Here is a 17,035-nt window from a genome sequence, read left to right on the forward strand (position 1 = left end):
TGGTCAGGAAAAACCCGAAACTGGCAACCGGCCGGACCTGTCTGGCTGAATCCAGAAAACGAATTCAGCGCCCCTGAAATCAGAGACGCCGCATGAAATCGGCGGACAACTAGTTTGACAAACACCGCAATCTGCCAAGCGACGGCCAGCCCCGAAAAGCTTGGCAACCCCGAGGGTCTCTGCAATCAACCCGAGCGCATCAAGCGGGAAACCATCTGCCCACCCGAGCGATGACGGATTTCCGGAAAATACATCGGAAACATGAGCTTCATATCCCGCTCCGCCTGGAACCAGAACATCCATGTCCCCGTCAACGATATCCTGAAGCCAAGCCTCCCAGCTTTGGCTAAACTCATGAGGTTGAGAGGCTTCAAGCGGATGCACCAAAAGCAAATTGTGCTGCGGGCATTGAACAACCGGCCGGATCGACCACGCCATTCGGGGATAAGCGTTTAACGCAGATTTGGGAGAGAGAACTGTTCCGATGTCAGCGCGCAAACAGGCGGGGCAAACCCGGAACTGGCTGCGCAGCAGTCGCTTGTCGTGCAGGACAACACCCGCCAGCCGAACATTTTGGCCATCATCACGGGAAAACGTCTGCCACTTGGCCCGCGCGGGATCGACCCCAAGAGCTTTGGCGACGCGGGAAATTGCTTCGGGCTGCCCTGACTGGAAATCCGCCTGAAGGGCTCTGAGATCGGCCAAGAAGTCGACAACGCTGGTCAGACTCAAAGCACGGGCACATCGACTAACGTAGCCGGTGAACAGTTCGTCATCGTGGAAAGGCAGGACTGTGAGGGTCATCAAGGCATCTTCTGAGAACTGCCCTCTTCATAACCGGGCCGCCCGGGTTTCCCAACCAGATGATGCAGACGAGTTGGGGAGCCCGAGCCCCCCCAATCATGGCCCGACGGAATGAACCGCACCGGAAACTCGTGTGAAGTTCAGGAAATCAGGCAACGATTAGACAAAAATCGCTGAATTAAAACCGAAATTCCTGAACCAAAACTCGTTCAAATTTTCGACGCATTTTGAAATTTCGTAAGAAATTCTGAAATCTGACACATGAAAGCTGGGAAAACTCCGAATACTGCGTTGAATTAAAACGGTTATCCTTGGAACCTCACCCACCAAAAAATTCGACGCATTTCGAAATTTCGTAAGAAATTCTGAAATCTGACAGGAGGATTACCCTGTCACATGAAAGCTAACAGACACTCAACTACATCCTGAGGTCCCGCCGCAGGTGTTGCATTTCATGCAGGTGCCGTTTCGGACCAAGGTATAGTTGCCGCATTCGCCGCAGGGATCGCCCTCGTATCCCTGAATTTTGGCCTTGACCCGCGCGTCAATCGGCACTGCGCCAGTGGACATCGCGGTGGTACTTCCCAGGGTGTCGATAGCGGTTGCGACGGTCAGGTCATGGCCAAACGCCATCGCCGCCCCCTGCCCCCCTTGCAGCACCACCAGTTCCTGCGGCATCCGCTTGCGCAGATACCCGGTGGAGGAAATCTGGCGCAGCACTTCCAGCGACTTGCTGGCCGAGCTTTGGCTGACCGGGGTCAGATTATTGCGCCCCTCGTCCTCGCCCCGGCCCAAATCGTCGAAGGCAGTGCCTTCGGGCTGGACATGGGCGAGGTCCGTACGATCAAGATAACTGACGGCCAATTCACGGAAAATGTAATCTAGGATCGAGGTCGCATTTTTGATGCTGTCATTGCCCTGCACCATCCCGGCCGGTTCAAACCGGGTAAAGGTGAACGCCTCAACGAACTCTTCCAACGGCACCCCGTATTGCAGGCCGACGCTGATGGCGATGGCGAAGTTGTTCATCATCGCCCGGAAGCCTGCGCCTTCCTTATGCATATCGATGAAAATTTCGCCCAGCTTGCCGTCCTGATATTCACCGGTGCGCAAATAGACCTTGTGCCCCCCGATAATCGCCTTCTGCGTATAGCCCTTGCGGCGCTGGGGAAGTTTGTCACGGCTCGTCCGCACCACATCGCGCAGAACCTCTTTGATCACGATTTTTTCGGCGATTTTCTCGGCCAAGACCGCGGCCTTTTCGGTCTGTGACCCGGTCGCCAGCACCTCTTCGGCCTCGTCGTCATCCTCGACCAGCGCTGCCGCCAATGGCTGGCTAAGCTTGGAGCCGTCGCGGTAAAGCGCGTTGGCCTTGACCCCGAGCGACCAGCTTAGCTCATAGGCGCGCTGGCAATCCTCGATCGTGGCATCGTTGGGCATGTTTATGGTCTTGGAGATCGCCCCCGAGATGAAGCTCTGGGCTGCCGCCATCATGTGGATGTGGCTGTCGACACTGAGATAGCGCTTGCCGGTCTTGCCGCAGGGATTGGCGCAATCGAAAATCGCGTAGTGTTCAGGCTTCAGGTGCGGCGCACCCTCCAAGGTCATCGTCCCGCAGACATGGGCGTTTGCGGCGTCGATCTGGGCGCGGCTGAAGCCAAGGCTGGTCAGCAGATCAAAGGTCGGATCAGCCAGCTTCTTGGCGGGAATGCCAAGGATATCGGTGCAGAACTCCTCGCCCAGCGTCCACTGGTTGAACACGAAGCGGATATCGAACGCCGATGGCAGCGCGGCCTCAATCCGGTCAATCTCGGCCTGACCAAAGCCATGGCCAAGCAGCGAGGTGTGGTTGATGCCGGGCGCGGAGCCAAGGCTGCCATGGCCCACCGCATAGCCGACGATCTCGGCGATCTCGGCGGTCGAATACCCCAAGTTTTTCAACGCGCCGGGAACGGCCCGGTTGATGATCTTGAAATAGCCGCCGCCCGCCAGTTTCTTGAACTTCACCAGCGCAAAATCCGGCTCGATCCCGGTGGTGTCGCAATCCATCACCAAGCCGATGGTGCCGGTCGGGGCGATCACGCTGGTCTGCGCATTGCGATAGCCATGGGCCTGCCCCAGCCGCAGCGCCTCGTCCCACGAATGGACGGCCAGACCGATCAATGACGGGTCCGGGCAGTGGTCATGGTCCAGCGGCACCGGGATCACGGCCAGCGCCTCATAGCCGTCGCGCTTGCCATAGGCTGCATTGCGGTGGTTGCGGATCACCCGTTGCATGTGCTCGGCATTGGCCGGGTATCCCGGGAAGGCCCCAAGTTCACCCGCCATCTCAGCTGAGGTTGCGTAGGCCACCCCGGTCATGATCGCGGTCAGGGCACCGCACATGGCGCGGCCTTCCGGACTGTCGTAGCTGTGGCCCATGGCCATCAGCAATCCGCCGATATTGGCATAGCCGAGGCCAAGGGTGCGAAAGTCATAGGACCGCTGGGCAATCTCCTTTGACGGGAACTGCGCCATCAGCACGCTGATTTCCAGCGTGATGGTCCAGAGCCGGGTGGCATGGATGTAATCTTCCGCCTGAAAGACGCCGTCCTGATAGAAGGCCAGCAGGTTCATCGACGCCAGATTACAGGCCGTGTCATCAAGGAACATGTATTCGGAACAGGGGTTCGATCCTCGGATCGGACCATCCGCCGGGCAGGTGTGCCACGCATTGACCGTGTCGTGGTACTGGATGCCGGGATCGGCACAAGCCCAAGCGGCATGGCCGATCTGCTCCCACAGGTCGCGGGCTTTGATGGTCTTGGCAACGGTGCCATCGGTGCGGCGCAGTAGCTCCCAATCGGCATCGTCACGGACGGCCTGAAGGAACGCATCCGTGACCCGGACCGAGTTGTTGGAGTTCTGGCCCGACACCGACGCATAGGCATCAGAATCCCAGTCGGTATCATAGGTCGGAAATTCGATGTTGATGTATCCCTGCTTGGCATAATCCAGCACCCGCTTGACATAGGTCTCGGGGATCGCCGCTTTTTTCGCGGCTTTCACGGCGGTTTTCAGGCTAGGATTCACCGCCGGATTGGTGGCGTCTTCCAACGCGCCGTCCCAAGTAGCGATCGCGGCGAAAATGTCGTTCAGGTGGCGTTCGTGGGATTTGGACCCGGCCACCAACGACGCCACTTTCTGTTCTTCGATCACCTTCCAGTTAATGAATTGTTCCACGTCCGGATGATCCGCGTCACAGATCACCATTTTGGCAGCGCGTCGGGTTGTTCCCCCCGATTTGATCGCCCCCGCTGCCCGGTCGCCAATCTTCAGGAACCCCATCAGACCACTTGACCGTCCACCGCCCGAAAGGGCCTCGCCTTCAGCCCGCAGGCTGGAGAAGTTGGTTCCGGTGCCGGAACCGTATTTGAACAACCGCGCCTCGCGAACCCAAAGGTCCATGATGCCGCCCTCGTTCACCAGATCATCGCTGACCGACTGGATGAAACAGGCATGGGGCTGCGGATGTTCATAAGAACTTTGTGATTTCGTCAGTTTTCCGGACTTGAAGTCGACATAAAAATGCCCCTGCGCCGGACCGTCGATGCCGTAAGCCCAGTGCAGACCAGTGTTGAACCATTGCGGGCTGTTAGGGGCCGCAGCTTGGGTCGCCAGCATATAGCGCATCTCGTCATAATAGGCGCGAGCGTCGGCTTCCTTGGTGAAATAGCCGCCCTTCCAGCCCCAATAGGCCCATGCGCCCGCCAGCCGATCAAAGACTTGGCGCGCCGACGTTTCCCCGCCCATACGGGTATCTTCGGGCAATTTCGCCAGCGCCACAGTATCGGGAACCGACCGCCACAGGAATTCCGGCACGCCCTTTTCGCGCACCGGCTTTAAACACGCCGGAACACCCGCTTTTCGGAAATACTTTTGGGCCAGCACATCCGACGCAACTTGGGACCAGCTTTCCGGCACTTCCAGATCATCCAGTCGGAAGACGATCGTGCCGTCGGGATTGCGAATCTCCGAGAACGTGGTCGTGAATGCGATCCCGGCATAAGCATTGTCAGACTCTGCGGTGAATTTACGCTCGATTCTCATACTATGCCCCTGCCAATCATCGGTTAAATCATGCGCCGATGTCGGGACCGGTCCCGACCGACGCGCGTTTCAGTGAAATGCAGGTCATGGGGACATAGGGAACGCCCTACATCTTGTTTCATGTCACTGCCCGTAAAATTGCGACACCCACCACATCTAGTAGTTCAGTGCCATCTGAGCACAATCAAGCGTAAAACAGCAGCCTCGGTCAACGCATATTTTTACCAGATTTAGGGATTTTTCCGTTGACCAAATAAAACAGAGGCTTGGCCGCCGACCGGCGACATTCGGCAGACGGAATGTTAAGCATCTGTTAATCAATATTAATGAAAAACAGGTATTTAGGGTGCATATCATTCAGGTTTGATCTGACATCACATGCCACGAATCGAGTGAACTGCTGGCCACAGATTCTGGCAGGCGCGCATCCGCCACCCACAATATCTGGGACAATCCTGCGCATTGACCGCGCATAAGCGGCACGGCATATGCTGCACGCGCGAAGGAGACCGATGTGATCAGGAAACTCTACGATTGGACGATGGGGCTGGCCGAAACGCGCTATGCGCTTTGGGCTCTGGCGATCATCGCCTTCATTGAAAGCTCAGTCTTTCCTATTCCCCCCGACATCTTGATGATTCCGATGATCCTTGCTGCCCCTAAGCGGGCTTGGTTGATCGCCGGTATCGCCACGGTGTCTTCGGTCTTGGGCGGCATGGCGGGCTATTATATCGGCTACGGTCTGTTCGACACGGTGGGCCGACCTGTTCTGGAATTCTACGGCAAGGACAAGTATTTCGACGAGTTCGCCGTGCGCTATAATGAGTGGGGTGCATGGGCGGTGCTGATCGCGGGGGTGACCCCGTTCCCTTACAAAGTCATCACCATCCTATCCGGCAGCACGGCCCTGTCTTTGCCGATCTTCATCGCCGCCTCGGTGGTGGCCCGGGCCTTGCGGTTCTTTGTCGTGGCAGCCTTGCTGAAGGCGTTTGGCCCCCCGATCCGTGAGTTTATCGAAAAGCGCCTTGGCCTGATGTTCATCCTGTTCATTGCGGTCTTGCTGGCCGGATTTTACGTGGTGAAGTTCCTATGACCTATCGAACGGCGGTGATTTTAGCGGCCGCCGGGTCATTCGCGCTGTTGGCCGGGGCTTTTGCGTTCCAATACATTGGCGGTCTGCCCCCCTGCGCCATGTGCCTGTGGCAACGCTGGCCGCACGCCGCCGCGATCCTGATTGGCGGAGTGGCGTTAATGCTGCGCCCCTCCCGCGCGCTGGCCATTGCCGGCATGTTGGCAGCAGGCAGCACGGCGGCCATTGGGTTGTTTCATGCCGGGGTCGAACAGGGCTGGTGGCAAGGGCCAACCTCTTGCACCGGCTCTGGGCTGAGTGCTTTGTCCGGCAGCGATCTGCTCAGTTTGGACGCCGCCCCGCCCTTGGTGATGTGCGACCAGATCTCATGGCAAATGCTGGGCCTGTCGATGGCCGCGTGGAATGGCGTGCTGTCGTTGGTCCTTGTGATGCTCTGGGCGGTTGCCGCGGCGAAGGCCCGTCACCGCGGCTGACCGCATCAGTGCAGGGTCAACTCGCCCACCACATTGCGCCATTCCCCCGGGGCGATCATCTTGCGATGGCTGAACGCCACCGAATGCAGCGGCCCCTCGATCTTGTCCTGCCAGAATTCGATGAATTCAAATAATTTGGGATGATCTGGGGCCAGATCGTACTCTTGCCAGACATACGTGTTCAGCACGCTTTTGAAATCCGGCATCCGATAAAAGATTTTGGCCGTGGTCAGACCATAGCCCTTCAGCATCAGTTCGGTCTCTGTAAGTGACATGTTTCCACCTCGCATGACGTCCGTGTAAAACAACTGTGCCAAAGAAAATTTTCTTTTCAAATAATATCAGCATGTTGGCACTTGGGTTCGAGTGCTGCCAACGCTTTGACCACTGCTACGTTGCAGCCGACCTATCCTGTCTGATATAGCATGCCGAACCAGGCCAAGCGCCCGAAAAGAAAAGGCGAAAAACGTGAGCGATACTCCGGAAGCACCTGAAAACGAAGGCGAAAACACTCCGCAGAAATATGTCTACGACGGACCATCGATCTCAATCGCGGATGAGATGAAGGCGTCGTATCTTGATTATGCAATGAGCGTAATCGTCAGTCGGGCGATTCCAGATCTCCGCGACGGCCTAAAACCTGTGCACCGCCGCATTCTTTATGCCATGCATGAAGTCGGAAATACCCACGACAAACCCTATCGGAAGTCCTCGCGTCCGGTTGCGGACACCATGGGCAAGTACCACCCCCACGGTGATAGTGCGATTTATGACGCTCTCGTTCGGATGGCACAGGACTTTTCCATGTCGCTGGTGCTGCTGGATGGTCAGGGCAACTTCGGCTCTATGGACGGCGACAAGGCGGCGGCGTTTCGTTATACCGAAGTGCGCATGGCGAAGACCGCTTCCTATTTGCTGGCGGATATCGACAAGGATACCGTCGATTTTCAGGACAACTATGATGGCAAGGACCGCGAACCGACCGTCCTGCCAGCGCGCTACCCCAACATGCTGGTCAATGGCGCAGGCGGTATCGCCGTCGGCATGGCGACCAACATCCCGCCGCACAATCTGGGCGAGGTTATCGACGCCACGCTGGCCCTGATCGAAGACCCCGACCTGGAATCCATTGACCTCATGCAATATGTGCAGGGTCCGGACTTTCCAACCGGTGGGGTAATCCTTGGCCGGTCTGGGGCGCGCAAGGCCTATTTGGAAGGGCGCGGCAGCGTCATCCTCCGTGCCAAGACCCGGATCGAAGAGATCCGCAAAGACCGCTACGCCATCATCGTTGATGAGATCCCCTATCAGGTCAACAAAGCCCTGATGATCGAGAAAATCGCAGATCTGGTACGCGACAAGCGGCTGGAAGGCATCAGCCACATTCAAGACGAATCCGACCGGATCGGCGTGCGGGTGGTGATTGAACTGAAGCGCGACGCGACGCCAGACGTTGTCCTGAACCAACTGTTCCGCTTCACCCAGCTTCAAACCTCGTTCGGCTGCAACATGCTGGCCCTGAATGGCGGTCGCCCGGAACAATTGACCCTTCGCCGGTTCCTGACGTCTTTCCTCAGCTTCCGTGAAGAGGTTGTCGCCCGCCGGACCGCCTATGAATTGCGCAAGGCCCGCGAACGCAGTCACATCCTGTGCGGCCTTGCCGTGGCCGTCACCAATGTGGACGAAATCGTCGCCACAATCCGGTCCTCGGCAGATCCGGCAGAAGCGCGCGAGCGCCTGAAAACCCGGCGCTGGCCGGCGATGGATATTGCCGAATATATCCGCCTGATCGACGATCCTAGCCACACAATGAACGACGACGGCACATACTTTCTGTCCGAAACGCAGGCCCGGGCGATTCTGGAACTGCGCTTGCAGCGCCTGACCGCCCTTGGCGTCAAAGAAGTCACCGACGAGTTGCAGGACCTTGCCATCAAGATCCGCGACTATCTGGACATTCTGCGGTCACGCGACCGGATCCTGTCGATCATCTCGGACGAATTGCGCGAAGTCCGCGACAACTTCGCCGTGCCGCGTCGGACAGAAATCGTCGACTGGTCTGGCGACATGGAAGACGAGGACCTGATCGAGCGTGAGGACATGGTCGTCACCGTGACCTCGGGCGGCTACGCCAAACGCACACCGCTGGCCGAATTCCGCCAGCAAAAGCGGGGCGGCAAAGGGCTGGCCGGGATGGCCACCAAAGATGACGACGTCGTCACCACCTTGTTCGTGGCCAACACCCATACGCAGCTGTTAATCTTCACGACGGACGGCATGGTCTACAAGATGAAGACTTGGCGCCTGCCCCAAGGCGGACGCTCGGCGCGAGGCAAGGCCATCATCAATATCCTGCCGATCGCGACGGGTGTGTCGATTGCCTCGATCATGCCGGTGGATGTGCCGGACGATGAATGGGCCAATCTTCAGATCGTCTTTGCCACCTCGGCGGGCGATGTGCGCCGGAACGCGCTGTCCGACTTCACCAATGTGATGCGCAACGGCAAAATCGCCATGAAACTGCCCGAGGGTGTGGAATTGGTTCGTGCCCGGATTTGTAGCGAAGACGATGATGTGCTGCTGATCACCGCCTTGGGCCGGGCCATGCGGTTCCGATCCACCGATGTGCGCGTCTTCAAGGGGCGCGATTCCACCGGGGTTCGCGGTGTTCGCCTTGGCGAGGGCGACAAGGTTGTGGCGATGACAACCGTGCGCCACTTTGAAACCTCGCCCGAGGAACGCGCCGCTTATCTGAAGCGTCGCCGCGCCGTCGAAGGCATGGTGGATGAGCCGGAACGCGATGATGACGACGAGGAAGCCGGCGTCACGGATGTGTTGCTCAGCCAATCCCGTTACGCCGAAATGTCCGCAGCCGAAGATCTGCTGGTGACGATCACGGCCAAAGGCGCCGGGAAATTGTCGTCGTCCCATGATTACCCGGTGCGGGGACGCGGCGGCATGGGGGTTGCGGCCATGGACAAAGCGATGCGCGGTGGCCCGCTGGTTGCCTGCCTTCCAGTCGAACTGGACGATCAGATCATGCTGGCGACCTCGACCGGCCAATCGATCCGCTGCCCGGTCAACGGCATCTCGTTCCGCTCGCGGATGGCTGGTGGGGTCCGGGTCTTTGACACCGCCGTCGGTGAGTTTGTGGTCTCGGTGGCCTATATTGCCGATCAAGGCGAGGCCGATACCCTTGACGAGTCTGCGGACGACGCGTCGTAATCAGGGGTGCTTTGGCCAATTCGGTCAAAGCACCCGCACTTTCGGCAAGGAAATATCGTAAGAGATCGCCAGGGCGACAGGAAATTGCGCCTTTTCGCGGTTGACGCCGGTTTTTACTCTCCCTAAGGTCCAAGGACTGAACGGAGGACCCCCTTGAGATGACCACTCTCGTAGTAATTGTAAGACGATGGTGCATGGGCCGGTAACGGACACCCTAACGATCCCATGCACCCCCGAGTAAGATCGGGGGTTTTTTTATGGCAAGAAGGCACACGCAGATGACGAAGAACGGAGCGGGACGATGACCCAGATGAGCGGCGCCAAGATGGTGATACAAGCCCTGAAGGATCAGGGCGTCGAAGTGATTTTTGGATATCCAGGCGGTGCCGTTCTTCCGATCTACGACGAAATTCACCAACAGGACGACATTAAGCACATCCTTGTGCGGCACGAGCAGGCAGCAGTTCATGCCGCCGAAGGCTATGCCCGGTCCACCGGCAAACCCGGTGTTGCCTTGGTGACCTCTGGCCCCGGGGCCACCAATGCGGTCACCGGATTGACCGATGCGCTGATGGATTCGATCCCGATCATCGTGCTCAGCGGTCAGGTGCCCACGTTCATGATCGGCAACGACGCCTTTCAGGAAGCCGACACCGTTGGAATTACCCGGCCCTGCACCAAGCATAACTGGCTGGTCAAGGAAACCGACGCGCTGGCCAATACCATCCATCAGGCTTTTCACGTGGCAACCCATGGGCGGCCCGGTCCGGTTCTGGTCGACATTCCGAAGGACGTGCAATTCGCGTCGGGGACCTATCTCCGCCCGGAACAGGCCCGCACGCATCACTATCAGCCGCGCACCAAGGGCGACCCTGAGCGGATCCTTGAACTGGTTGAGATGATCGAGACAGCAGAATGTCCGATTTTCTATACCGGCGGCGGCGTCATCAATGCCGGACCGGTCGCCAGCCAATTGCTGCGGGAACTTGTGGCGGCAACCGGGTTTCCAATCACGTCGACCCTGATGGGGCTTGGGGCCTACCCTGCCTCGGGGAAGGCGTGGCTGGGCATGCTCGGGATGCACGGGCTTTATGAGGCCAATCTGGCCATGCATGGCTGTGACGTCATGATCAATATCGGGGCTCGGTTCGATGACCGCATCACCGGACGGGTTCAGGATTTCAGCCCCCGCTCGCGCAAGGCCCATATCGATATTGACCCATCCTCGATCAACAAAGTCATCCATGCGGATGTGCCGATCATCGGTGATGTCGCCAGCGTGTTGAAGGACGTTCTGGACCTGTGGACAGAACGCGGCCGCAAGGTCAATCACGAAGCTGTGGCCAAGTGGTTTAAAAAGATCGATAAATGGCGGGCGGTGCGCTGTCTTGACTACAAACCATCGACCACGACGATCAAACCGCAATATGCGTTGCAACGCCTGGAAGCACTGACCAAGGATCGGGACCGCTATGTCACCACCGAAGTCGGTCAGCACCAGATGTGGGCGGCGCAGTATCTGGGCTTCGAAGCTCCGAACCGCTGGATGACCTCAGGCGGTCTGGGCACCATGGGCTATGGGTTTCCTGCATCCATCGGTGCGCAAGTCGCCCATCCAGACAGCCTTGTGATCAACGTCGCCGGCGAGGCAAGCTGGCTGATGAACATGCAAGAGCTGGGCACGGCCCGCCAATACATGCTGCCGGTCAAACAGTTCATTCTGAACAATGAACGGTTGGGGATGGTGCGGCAGTGGCAAGAATTGCTGCATGGCGAGCGGTACAGCCATTCGTGGTCCGAAGCCCTGCCTGATTTCGTCAAACTGGCCGAAGCCTTCGGGATGAAAGGTATCCAGTGCAGCGATCCAAAGGATTTGGACGATGCCATCATGGACATGATCTCGCATGACGGGCCGGTGGTGTTCGATTGTCTGGTCGAAAAGCATGAGAATTGCTTCCCGATGATTCCGTCGGGTGAACCGCACAACAAGATGATCCTTGGCGATGCGTCCAAGAAAGATGCAATCGGCAAATCCGGCGCAGTTCTGGTTTAGAAAGATGGGAAATATGTCTCCACTTGTGATCAAGAAAGGCACGTCGAAGCATTCGGCGTACGACCTGCGCAACCATCTGAGCGATGTTGTCGAGCGCCACACCCTTGCGGTGATCGTGGACAACGAAGCAGGCGTTTTGGCCCGCGTGATCGGGCTGTTTTCCGGCCGCGGCTACAACATCGACAGCCTGACTGTGGCCGAGATCGATCATACCGGCCACACCTCGCGAGTGACTGTCGTGACGACAGGCACGCCGCAGGTGATCCAGCAGATCAAAGCGCAGCTAGAACGTATGGTGCCGGTCCATGAGGTCCATGACCTGACGGTGGAAGGTGCCGCTGTCGAGCGGGAACTGGCACTGATCAAGGTTGCGGGCGACGGCGATAAGCGGGTCGAAGCCCTGCGATTGGCCGATATCTTTCGCGCCAAGGTCGTCGATACAACGTTGTCCAGTTTCGTATTCGAGATCACGGGAACCCCGGAAAAGGTGGATGCCTTCGCTGATCTAATGCGTCCCCTTGGGCGCGTCGAGGTCGCACGGACGGGCGTTGCTGCCTTGTCGCGCGGGGCGTAACGCCCAACCTGACGAAACATTGACGCGAAAATTTAGCCCGGACGGCAACAGCCCTCCGGGCTAAATTGTGTCGGAAAAAACGGTCACGCGGCCGCGCCCTGTATTTTTCGACGCGTAAAGCGCTTTATCTGCTTGCCCCAAAAGATCAAAGGCGCTCACCCCGGGAACTCCCAAGGACACGGTGATTCCGGCGCTGCCCGAAATGCGGCAAATATCGTCTCCGAAGGGGATCGGCACCTCCAGCCGCTCGATCAGACGACTCCCAAGATCAACCAAATGCCCGGCTTCGACAGTTTCCGGCAGGATCAGGACGAATTCATCGCCACCAGCACGCGCAAGGGTATCTTTATCCCGCGTGCTACGCAGCATCACTTCAGCCGCTTTTTGAAGCACCAGATCGCCGGCCGCATGCCCCAGCTTGTCGTTCACCTGTTTAAAATAATCGAGGTCAAGCTGGATCAATCCAAAAGGCACTCCGGCATCCACATAGCGCCCAAGGATGTGGTCCATCGCGCGGCGGTTTTTCAACCCCGTCAGCGTATCCGTGAAGGCTTGTTCCTCGGCAGCAATTTTGGCCGATTGCAAACGGACATTTAACCGACGCCATTCCTCTAGGATCGCGGACTTCGCCTCTATCAGGTATAGCATTTCCACGGTCAGGTCGGTCGGCGCGAAGTCCGCGCTATGAAGATCGTAATCGCGGATGGCATCCACAATGGAGATACCGAAGGACAGGTTCACGATCAATTCGGACGCAGATGCGTCAGCCACCAGCACCCCTTTGAACGCCGTGTCCGGCCCGTCGCGAAATTGCAGGCTTAACCGGAGCCCGCTGTGCTGCCGCAATCCGTCCATCGTGACCACTCCGCGCGGACGGCGCAGATCAAACACGTCAAAAAATTGCCGCCCGATCAACTGGCCTTCGGGACGGAGTTTTCGCAATGTCGGCCCGGCATGAAGGATTTCGCCCGTTCCTGACACCCGCAGGTGCATGGGCAGCAGGATATCCCGTGCGTCATGCGTTAACGAGATCGACAGCGCACCCATCTTCAACTGAATGGTCCAGTTGCCAATTCAAAGGGGCGACCTTCAGTAAATTCATTCTGCAAAATCTGGATAGAGATTGTTTCTTCCAGACCGTTACGGCCTTCATAATCCAGCACAACCAATGCGCCATAATCATCCGCCATTGTACGTAGCAAGCCGACCATGACATGCCCAAAACCGGGCCGATCACCGCGGCAGATCAATTCAAACGCCCCATAGTCGCCTTCGATAATTTCCATTGCAGGCAGGCCCAGATCGGGGACCGCCAGACGGGCACGGCGGGGTAGATCATCAACAGACAACAGGAATTCCAGAAAGGTCTCGCCACCAAACCGCAACAAGCGGCGCAACGATTCCACATTCGGATGGGAGACGATGTACGTCCCGATATCTTCGAGGATCGATTCCTGCGGGCGGTTCAACAAGCGTGTCGCGCCGTCCAGCATCCGGTCCGTCATCGCATCATCGTAGACGAACATCGCCTCAAAGCCGGCCATCGGAACATCGGCACTATAGGCAAGCGCCTTCCACATCTCGACACCGTAGGTATCGCGAACAAAACACTGAACTGCACGATTCATTAGCCCATGCATAGTACACCCAATTGTTTGTTGTGGATGTTTGATAGCGTGCAAGCATTAACAAAATCCCAACCGAGTCCGCATCAAAGCCAAGCGGTCCGCAGACATCGCGCTAAACTGTGCCGTGGTGTCAGGCTGCGGATTCTGTGGCGCACACACCATCCAGCCATTGGGGCAGCGCCGCAATACTGGGCAGGACCACATCGGCCAATGGCGACAGTTGTGCGCGGCGGGCAATCCCGGTCAAAACCGCGATCGACACCATCCCGGCATCACGCGCCGCAGACATATCGTGCCAGCTATCCCCGACCATGACCACCTCCGCCGGTTGCAGATCGGTGCGGTCGCAAAATGCCAGCAACATCTCGGGACTGGGCTTCGGAGAATAGCCACTGTCGCACCCGAGAATGTGGTCGAACATGTCCTGAATGCCGACCGATCCCAGATGGCTTCGCGCCGGGGCTTCGCAATCATTCGTGGCAACGCCGAGTCGCAGACCACGCGAGAGCAGACCCTGCATCAGCGGCAAAAGCGGCGTCGCCTCCGCTTGCTCAAGATCAGCCGACATCGCCGACATCCGCGTCACAATTCCGGCCATTGACGCCCCTGGCAACTGGGGCAGCAACGTCCGCGCAATGTCATGCGGGGTTGCGCTGACCAAGATACTGTCCGGTCGAAAAGCGAGCATTTCAATATCGAAATCAACGACATCCGCCAGGCGCTGTGTCAATGCCGGATCGTTTTCAGCCAAGGCCGCAAGAAAATCACGCGACCATAGCGCCCAAGTCTTGTGGTAGTCAAAGAGCGTGCCGTCCTTGTCAAAAAGGATCGCTGAAATTCTGGTCATTCGGTCTCCAACCCCAGGCTATGATGCCGCAAAAACCCCTTTCTGACAATGAAGATCATGGGTGGGCCATATGCGGCACAGGGCTCAGGTCCAGACTGGGGTATCCCCACCGGGAAGGCCGGCTCGTGCCGCATGAAGCACCTCTGGCGCCACCTCCGCGTGCTGCATGAACTCAATGACCCATTGGTCGTCCAGAAACAAAAAATCCATCGCCGCCGCCAAGAGATGCGGATCCCCCAACCCCGCCTTCAGATCGTCAGGGGCCAGCCCACTGGTGCCAAGAAATACTCCCAAAAGATCGCCCGGGCCCGCAATCCAGCCGACGACCTGCAAGGCGACAGCTTCGGCTGCCGATCTTTGCATTGGCTGAGTCATTGGCCTCGCTCCAAGCGGCAAGGCGCAGCGCCCTCGGCACGATATAGACAGGATCTCATCATCACTTCCAACCACCTTTTGCGCCGCTGACAACGCACTTCCACTTAAATCATGCCCCTCACCGACACCCGTGCATACGCTTAGCCAAACTCATGTCTGCCAGCAACAGAAGGCATAGGCTAGCGCGACCGCCGCTCACCCTACGACGTCACAGGTTTACGGTCTGTTGTAGAATTTTCCCCTGCCGTGAAATCCGTTCGGGTTATAACCAAACATCTGGAAACGGCGCCGGAACGTCGGCGATCAGCTTGGGCCTTTTAAATCCGCGAACATCCCCAACGAAGCCGGAAGCGAGACCAACGTAAAATCTTGGCTCCCGTTCGGTAATTCTTAACGCTTGGTGCCAATGATCGACCCTAACTACAATAAACTTGGGGCAGAATGCCATGGCCGGTCGGATTCTCATCTATGACGGCATTGCCGCGAACCGGATCATCCTGCGGTGCAAGCTGTCATCGGCCTGTTACGATGTCATCCCGGCGACGTCCCTTGCGGATATGCGCCGCCGGATTGCGCTCCAGTGTCCAGACATTGTTATTCTCGACGCGGACGAAGATTTCGCGGCCAGCCTGACCTTATGCGCGGAAATTCAGGCCGGTCGCCTGCCCGCATCGGTTCCGGTTCTGCTGATGGCCAAAGCCCCCGACGCCGCCATGCGCGTTGCGGCATTGAATGCGGGGGCCTGGGATGTTGTCGCGAAGCCCCTGCATGATGATCTATTGATGGCGACGCTGCGACGGTTTTTGCGGCAGCGCAATAGTCTGCACGACCGCCGCAGCGGTGGCGCGCGGATCGCGGAACTAGGGCTACTCGAAGACGCCGTCGCTTACAGCACGGTCGGTCGTGTCGCCCTTGTCACGCAGTCCTCTCAGGTCGGGGCGGCATGGTTATCGCCAATTTGCGCCGCAAGTCCGCACGATTTCCGTTTGATGTCGGCAGACGAGGCCTTGGCGCCGTCTGCCGAACACTCCGCTCCAGATATTTACGTTATCAAGGCGCGCCTGAAACGCGCCCGGGAAGGGCTGCGGCTGTTATCCGAACTGCGCTGCCGCACTGATAGCAGTGGCACTCGAACCATCATCATTCTCGACCCCGATGATGATCACACGGGTTCCCTTCAGGATGACGCCGCGATGGCCCTCGATCTGGGGGCTGATGATGTGATGATCAACGGGTTCCAGCCTCAGGAGCTCGCCTGTCGGTTGAATATTCAGATGGCACAAAAGCGCTATTCCGATCATCTTCAAAAATCGCTGAACGCCGGAATGCAACTGGCGGTGCTTGACCCTTTGACCGGGCTCTACAACCGTCGATATGCCCTGCCCCGACTGCAACGCATGCTGAGCAGTGCACAGGCCACTGGTGGCGCCCTGTCCTTGATGGTTCTGGATTTGGACCGGTTCAAGGCGGTGAACGACACCTATGGCCACGCTGCCGGCGATGCGGTGCTGGTCAATGTGGCCAGCCACCTGTCAGAAACCTTGCGGCCGCAGGATCTGGTGGCCCGGATCGGGGGTGAAGAATTCCTGATCGCACTGGCGGATTCTGATGCTGCATCCGCGCGCAGCGTGGCCCAACACTTACGGGAACTGATCAGGTCCAGCCCGATTGCTTTATCCGAGCGCAAGACCTTGGTCCGGGTCACGTTAAGCATCGGCGTCGCACTTTTCGATGGCAAAAGCGGCATGGCACGCCCCTCGCCCGAAACATTCATGGATCAAGCGGATCGCGCGCTATTCATTGCCAAGTCAGAGGGGCGCGATCAGGTCACATTTGCCCGGCCCGCAGCCTAACCTCATCCGGGCTATCCCTCGGCC

13 protein-coding genes are annotated in these 17,035 nt (G+C 58.1%); 6 read left to right on the forward strand and 7 right to left on the reverse strand.

From position 1 onward, the window contains the following. Positions 1–3 precede the first annotated feature (3 nt). The gene (locus BV911_RS20390; RefSeq protein ID WP_086054060.1) at positions 4–804 is read right to left on the reverse strand and encodes a TniQ family protein; all 801 of its coding nucleotides are present in this window, start codon (positions 802–804) and stop codon (positions 4–6) included. Positions 805–1,218: 414 nt separating this feature from the next. Beyond that, a complete protein-coding gene (locus tag BV911_RS13030) occupies positions 1,219–4,893 on the reverse strand; it encodes a vitamin B12-dependent ribonucleotide reductase (protein WP_086054061.1) in 3,675 nt (1,224 codons plus the stop codon). A gap of 514 nt (positions 4,894–5,407) precedes the next feature. On the opposite strand from BV911_RS13030, the gene BV911_RS13035 reads away from it, so the two are divergent. Together BV911_RS13035 and BV911_RS13040 are read left to right on the forward strand one after the other, a co-directional pair. Continuing rightward, positions 5,408–5,986 carry a YqaA family protein gene (locus BV911_RS13035; protein WP_086054062.1) on the forward strand — a complete coding sequence of 193 codons (579 nt, stop codon included), beginning with the start codon at positions 5,408–5,410 and terminating at the stop codon, positions 5,984–5,986. Next, on the forward strand, positions 5,983–6,456 hold the full coding sequence (locus BV911_RS13040) for a disulfide bond formation protein B (RefSeq protein WP_086054063.1): 474 nt from the start codon (positions 5,983–5,985) through the stop codon (positions 6,454–6,456). Before BV911_RS13035 ends, BV911_RS13040 begins: the two co-directional genes overlap by 4 nt. A gap of 5 nt (positions 6,457–6,461) precedes the next feature. Here the strand turns inward: BV911_RS13040 and BV911_RS13045 are convergent, their stop codons facing one another. Continuing rightward, the gene (locus BV911_RS13045) at positions 6,462–6,731 is read right to left on the reverse strand and encodes an usg protein (RefSeq protein ID WP_086054113.1); all 270 of its coding nucleotides are present in this window, start codon (positions 6,729–6,731) and stop codon (positions 6,462–6,464) included. A gap of 193 nt (positions 6,732–6,924) precedes the next feature. Between BV911_RS13045 and gyrA the strand changes: the two genes are divergently transcribed. From gyrA to ilvN, 3 genes are all read left to right on the forward strand, one after another. After that, positions 6,925–9,681, forward strand: coding sequence for a DNA gyrase subunit A (gene gyrA, locus BV911_RS13050; protein WP_086054064.1), 2,757 nt, complete (start codon positions 6,925–6,927; stop codon positions 9,679–9,681). Positions 9,682–9,991: 310 nt separating this feature from the next. Then, positions 9,992–11,734, forward strand: coding sequence for an acetolactate synthase 3 large subunit (locus BV911_RS13055; protein WP_371588177.1), 1,743 nt, complete (start codon positions 9,992–9,994; stop codon positions 11,732–11,734). A 13-nt stretch (positions 11,735–11,747) separates the two neighbouring features. Continuing rightward, complete coding sequence (ilvN, locus tag BV911_RS13060; RefSeq protein WP_086054066.1) at positions 11,748–12,308, forward strand: acetolactate synthase small subunit; 561 nt, start codon at positions 11,748–11,750, stop codon at positions 12,306–12,308. A 60-nt stretch (positions 12,309–12,368) separates the two neighbouring features. Here ilvN and BV911_RS13065 read toward each other — a convergent pair whose 3' ends face one another. From BV911_RS13065 to BV911_RS13080, 4 genes are all read right to left on the reverse strand, one after another. Next, positions 12,369–13,355: a diguanylate cyclase gene (locus BV911_RS13065; protein ID WP_086054067.1), complete on the reverse strand. Its 987-nt coding sequence runs from the start codon at positions 13,353–13,355 to the stop codon at positions 12,369–12,371. Between the two features lie 2 nt (positions 13,356–13,357). Further along, the gene (locus BV911_RS13070; RefSeq protein ID WP_371588167.1) at positions 13,358–13,990 is read right to left on the reverse strand and encodes a heme NO-binding domain-containing protein; all 633 of its coding nucleotides are present in this window, start codon (positions 13,988–13,990) and stop codon (positions 13,358–13,360) included. Between the two features lie 76 nt (positions 13,991–14,066). Then, on the reverse strand, positions 14,067–14,783 hold the full coding sequence (locus BV911_RS13075) for an HAD family hydrolase (protein WP_086054069.1): 717 nt from the start codon (positions 14,781–14,783) through the stop codon (positions 14,067–14,069). Between the two features lie 84 nt (positions 14,784–14,867). Beyond that, positions 14,868–15,146 (reverse strand): DUF3572 domain-containing protein, encoded by a 279-nt coding sequence (locus BV911_RS13080; protein ID WP_168184072.1) that lies wholly within the window; start codon positions 15,144–15,146, stop codon positions 14,868–14,870. Between the two features lie 458 nt (positions 15,147–15,604). On the opposite strand from BV911_RS13080, the gene BV911_RS13085 reads away from it, so the two are divergent. Then, a complete protein-coding gene (locus BV911_RS13085) occupies positions 15,605–17,011 on the forward strand; it encodes a diguanylate cyclase (protein WP_086054071.1) in 1,407 nt (468 codons plus the stop codon). Positions 17,012–17,035: the final 24 nt, after the last annotated feature.

It is taken from the genome of Pseudoruegeria sp. SK021 (assembly GCF_002119405.1).
In the GTDB taxonomy this organism is placed as follows: Bacteria; Pseudomonadota; Alphaproteobacteria; order Rhodobacterales; family Rhodobacteraceae; genus Meridianimarinicoccus.